Annotated in this window: 3 protein-coding genes; all 3 read right to left on the bottom strand. The window is 40.9% G+C overall.

Annotated features, from left to right (window positions below; all coding sequences use genetic code 11):
- Positions 1 to 17: 17 nt before the first annotated feature.
- The 3 genes from ICL55_RS34680 to ICL55_RS34670 all read right to left on the bottom strand — a co-directional run bounded on the left by ICL55_RS34680 (position 18) and on the right by ICL55_RS34670 (position 4,505).
- A complete protein-coding gene (locus ICL55_RS34680) occupies positions 18 to 797 on the bottom strand; it encodes a phenylalanine-4-hydroxylase (protein ID WP_188106614.1) in 780 nt (259 codons plus the stop codon).
- Positions 798 to 962: 165 nt separating this feature from the next.
- Positions 963 to 2,588, bottom strand: a complete 1,626-nt coding sequence (locus ICL55_RS34675; protein ID WP_188106612.1) for an MBL fold metallo-hydrolase — start codon at positions 2,586 to 2,588, stop codon at positions 963 to 965.
- 609 nt (positions 2,589 to 3,197) lie between these two features.
- Entirely contained in the window at positions 3,198 to 4,505 is a 1,308-nt protein-coding gene (locus ICL55_RS34670; protein ID WP_188106610.1) for an SAM-dependent methyltransferase, read from the bottom strand.
- Positions 4,506 to 5,069 lie beyond the last annotated feature (564 nt).

Raw genomic sequence — 5,069 nt, 5'->3', positions numbered from 1 at the left:
AGATAAAACTGTAGTTTCTATAAAGTATTTAATGAATAGTCACTCTTTGTATGATCTTTCTCTGCCAGCATCAAATGCTCATTAAGCCTCAGCTCCAGATGCTGGATACTATCAAACAGATCGTCAAAGGAGTCGATAATAAAATATTCCTTCTGCAGTTTGAAAGGATTATAAGGTGTGCGGAATATATGATCCAGATCAAAGACATATTTTGGAATGGCATCATTGTAAACATTGGCTATTTCATCTTTTGAAGTGATAATAGCGGCCCCATAAGGTTTATTTTCTCCCTGCTCATTGATAATGCCCATTTCATAGGTAAACCAGTACAATTGACCCAGAAAATCAATGGCCTTTTCATGATGCACATATTTTAGTGCAATGGTGCTGTAGGCGGTAAGAAACCGGGTAAACTTCTCATTTGTCAGCAATGGTAAATGCCCGAACGCATCATGGAATATATCCGGTTGCTCGCTAAAGTCCATCTCCCATGGCTTCCTCATAGAGATGTTAACAGGATATTTCTTGTTGATAATCATATAAAAAAAGTCTCTCGTTGGTATCAGTCCCGTTACCGGTGTGATCGTCCATCCGGCTATTTTATGCAGCCGCTCACTCATCTCATCCATTTTTATAATCCGGTATTCATCAAGCTGTATTTTTTCATACCCGTCCAGATAGGCTTTTGATATCCTTCCGTTGTGCAACGCTATTTGTCTTTTAGCCAGCGCGGCCCAGGTTTCATGATCTTCCGGCAGGTAAGCATCATAATGCTGAGAAATAGTTATTAATCCCATAAATATTTTTTTAGTGAATCTTTTTCGTTATCAAATGAAATGTATATGGCCAGTAGAATGCAGAGATCAGTAACCACGCAGGTTTCAGACCTCACATTCAGTTTTAAAATTGTCAGAATATTTTAAAGAGATGGATAAGGGTCGGGAGTGATATGTAGGATAGGTTTATGACAACTCCTTCACAGGTTCTTCCTTCTTTTCATACAACAACTCTTTTTCTCCATATAACCGTTCTGCCAAGATTCCTTTATCCTTTGAAAGTTGTATCAGTCTATTGGATTGAATGATAGGATTAGATTCGTCTGTGTATTTAATGCTGCTGATGAATTCCAGCCAGGGCTCCATTCCCATAGCATATACATATAGTTCCCCGGGATTGAATATCTCTACCAGCTTTTCACCCTTTGCGCAATCGGAACCGGCCAAACGCCGGCTGGCGTCCTGTTCCCGGGTTGGCTTTTTGGTCATCAATGGCCCATAGATCCAGGTTAAAGGCGCGCCGTCGCATTCCATCCCCAGAAATAATACATCCACATCTCCTATCTTCCGATGTATATGTTTATAGAGTGCTGACTCCAATATCCTGGAATCGGCCAGAAACAACAATTTAAAGCCACTGATCTCCACCAGGTAACAAGACTTGGTCAAAATATTCAGATCACTGTGCTCGCCGGTAAATGGTATGCCGGTAATAGCTGTATCCCCCAATGCAATGGTTTCCATTTCCTCTATGGCGACAACATTCTTGAACCCAATCTGCTTAAACATCAACGCCAGGTTATGATCTTCCAGCTGGCCAGTGCTGCTACGCGGCACAATCAGTTTTTTCACCTTATGCCTTAAAGGCAGTAACGTCTCAAACAGCACATGGTCCTGATGATTGTGTGTGATCAGTACGTAATCAATCACATCCGGCAGGTCTGCGTCTGAAAAGTGTGCCACATCTGACTCATAGCCATAGTAGCTGATCAATGGATCAACGAGTATAGACACGTCTTTTGTTTCAATCAGGATACAGGCATGTCCGAAATATCTCATGCGGATTTTATCGCCTGTATATTTTTTATATACCGGAGGCGGAGTGGTAGTGAAGAACGTTTCAAAAAGCGCGGCATCGGATTCGGCTATCCCCAGTAACTGACTGATATAACTTACATCCTGCGGCACTCTCTTCATGCGCGCCAGTTCATCAATACCGGGATGATTAAATGGTATTTCCAGGTGAAGCACATTTGGTTCATCCAGCCGGGGAGTACTCAAACAAAAAGGCCGGTGATCATTGTCTGTGATCCATAACGCCATGCTTTGCGCGCTATCATTATAGTATTCACTCTGGTATAAGAGCGATTCAAAAAAACGAAAATCTGCATTATTGTTACGATCATAAAAGAGCTCTACATACCCCTTCAGCATTTCAGGCACTTTCTGATACAATTCTTCCAGCCCGAATCCTTTGGCCTCTGTGGCCAGCATCAGGTCCAGTTCTTTGATAGCCTTTGCAAAACGGATCAAATGGTCCTGTGTTGTCACTATCTTTTCCCTTAGCGCTTTTACTTCTTCTACCCTTCCACCACCCAGGTCCATGAAAGGCCCGCCTTTCATTTTAGGATTACGTACAGCTTCGGCATGAATAGCAGGTGCAGCCAGATAAGAATCAATGATCACCAGGTGTCTTCCGACCGTGTTCATGGCGGCAGTAGCCGGAAAAATCAAATGACTCCACGCATACCATCTGTCGTACAACGGCTCAAATACCACATTGGGTTTAAGATATACTTTAGTTCCACTCATCGGTTTAAAATTTTTGAATAAATAATTCTCCGCTCCGCGATGGATACACGGCAGCAGTATTTAGCAATAAAAAGCAGGTGGGTGAAAATGAATACTAATATGGGGCCGGGGCAAAGCTGTCGCTCACCTAAGCTACAAGCATAGTAGAAAACATAAAAAATAAACTAAAAGGAATCAATTTGAATGGCTTCGAGGACAAAGCTGTCGCTCTTCTAAGCTACAAGCATAGTAGAAACCATCAAAAATAAATTAAAGGGAATCAATCTGTATGGCTCCGGGAGCAAAGCTGTCGCTTTGCTAAGCCACAAGCGTAGTAGAAAACAGCAAAAAATAAAATACGGAATTCAAATTTGTCCTGGTTCAACAAATCAGATAGAAAAGCCTGTGTGACAGGAACAATCACCAGTCTTCATCACATTTCTTTACGAGACAGTTTTTCTGGATATTAGCCTGGTTAGATTCATCAAAAATGTTGCGACCATGTGTTTTTCCTAAACTCCAATAAAGCGGTTTACGTTATAAAAATACTCAAATATCATCTCTCTCCATGTTAAAAATATCATAAAATAACTAATATGCCTATACGAAATATACAAGCATGAAGGCAGCTTATCTTTTATCAACACGCACATGCCGCAGCAGCTGCTGTTTATCTATTTCTCCGTTGGCGTTCAAAGGCCATTGCTCTACCCTTATCATTTTGTAGGAAGCCGTATTGCCTGGCAACTTTGATTTTACGTAATCTTTCAGCGTCTTTTCAGTAATATATTCATATGTCTTAAGCGGTGTGCCCTGCTTCCTATTATCTGTTGTAAGTGGCCCCTGGTGGCCGCTGTCGTGTTCAAAATTTAGGCGTTCTCCATTTTCAAATTCCACCCATCCTTTTACATGATAATCCGGATGATAACCATCCCGGCCGGTAGATCTGGAAAAGGTCAAACAGAGATGATCTCCTTTTTTTACCTCCATACCATTTTCGAACAACGGAAAATATACCGGTAAATGGTGCGTATGCTGTAAACTGTCAATCATCATGAATGCATCTGTGTACGCATTCAACCAAAATACAACACCATGTATCATCCCATCTCTGACAAAAGACAACGTTGTTTGCTGCTCAGCCGATTCACATAATGTTGATTCATAAGCAATATCCTCTACCGTGCCTGTATCTGATATAAGTAACGAAGATGAAAAATAACGCAGACACATCCTTACATCAAAAGTATGCCCGTATTTTTTATGGACCTCGCTGATATAATAGGCCGACATAGGGCTCAACCCTTTCTCATAAATCGTTGCGGGCAACTCTACTGCCGCCACCTGTGTCAGGTAACGGTTGGGAATAAATTTCACATCGCGCCCAAAGTTGCCTTTCAGTTCATTGATTAATGGAATACAGCCATCTGAACTGGCAATGTTACCGGCCAACGCGGAAACAATATAATCTATCTTCTCCGGTAGCGTTACATGACGGGCATCGCCCAGGATCAACGTTATTTTATCCTCCAGTCCAAGTGCGGTGACCTTTTCCCGCGCCTGTTTGTATGCATGCTCCAGCGCTTCCACAGCATATACTTTTTTTGCCCCGGCATGAATACAATGTCTTGCCAGAATCAGTTCCGTTCCCGTACCAGGGTCCAGTACCACTTTATCTTTCACCTTATCAGCCAATGCTTCCCGATATCCCTTCACTCTCATATCATCACTGGCCATGGAATTATAAATAAAGACATCATAGATATCGTGTTCACCTAACGATGGCACAAACTCTACGTTTTGTACTAATTTGTAAAATAAAAAAAATGAACTTTCGGGGGAAGCTACTACCACACACGATTCCACTTCTCCATGGGTCCGCAAAACCCCTTCTATATCCAGCAGTTCCTGATGGTGAGTTTGGTTAAGGTTTATCATAAACATAAGTTCTCCGCAATAAAATATCGGAACTATTTCTCAGATAAATAACAAATGTCAGCGAATACCAGCTATATATTTTTGGGAGGCTTATCCTTCACAAGCTGGCATCAGGTGTTTTCAATTATCAATTCTAAAAGTTAATCAGGAAATTCTCAACGAGCAAAAAACGTAAACAATTATTATGAGGGTTTATAAGTTTGTTTCCGAAAACTAAAGTAGTAAAAAAATAATAATAATTCCAAATAAATTCTTCACACTTCTTCAGACAATTGATTTAGTACACTTTACTATTTCAAATTTAATTATCGAGTGCATTACACGTTGCAACATCAAGTTGATCTCGTTTCCACGATCAACAGATAACCGCTGTCAGAAAGCAGTTGAGCGCATCTCCATTTGGTCACCACTGCTTACCTTATCAGCAATGCTCATTGTACGTAGTTGGATAATTGTAAAAAAAATGAAAACCGGATGTAGTAAATAATATGCACACTGCATTTATATTTCTTCGTCAAAAGGAAGTTCTCCTGATTTACAAAAGCAAGCGGCAATTGACTACAT

It is taken from the genome of Chitinophaga varians, assembly GCF_014529945.1.
In the GTDB taxonomy this organism is placed as follows: Bacteria; Bacteroidota; Bacteroidia; order Chitinophagales; family Chitinophagaceae; genus Chitinophaga; species Chitinophaga varians.
This window is presented reverse-complemented; position numbering and strand designations above follow the sequence as displayed.

Excerpts from the sequence above, each read along its gene's own strand:
- ICL55_RS34670 (WP_188106610.1), bottom strand. The coding sequence starts at position 4,505 with ATGATAAACCTTAACCAAACTCACCATCAGGAACTGCTGGATATAGAA.
- ICL55_RS34680 (WP_188106614.1), bottom strand. The coding sequence starts at position 797 with ATGGGATTAATAACTATTTCTCAGCATTATGATGCTTACCTGCCGGAA.
- ICL55_RS34675 (WP_188106612.1), bottom strand. The coding sequence starts at position 2,588 with ATGAGTGGAACTAAAGTATATCTTAAACCCAATGTGGTATTTGAGCCG.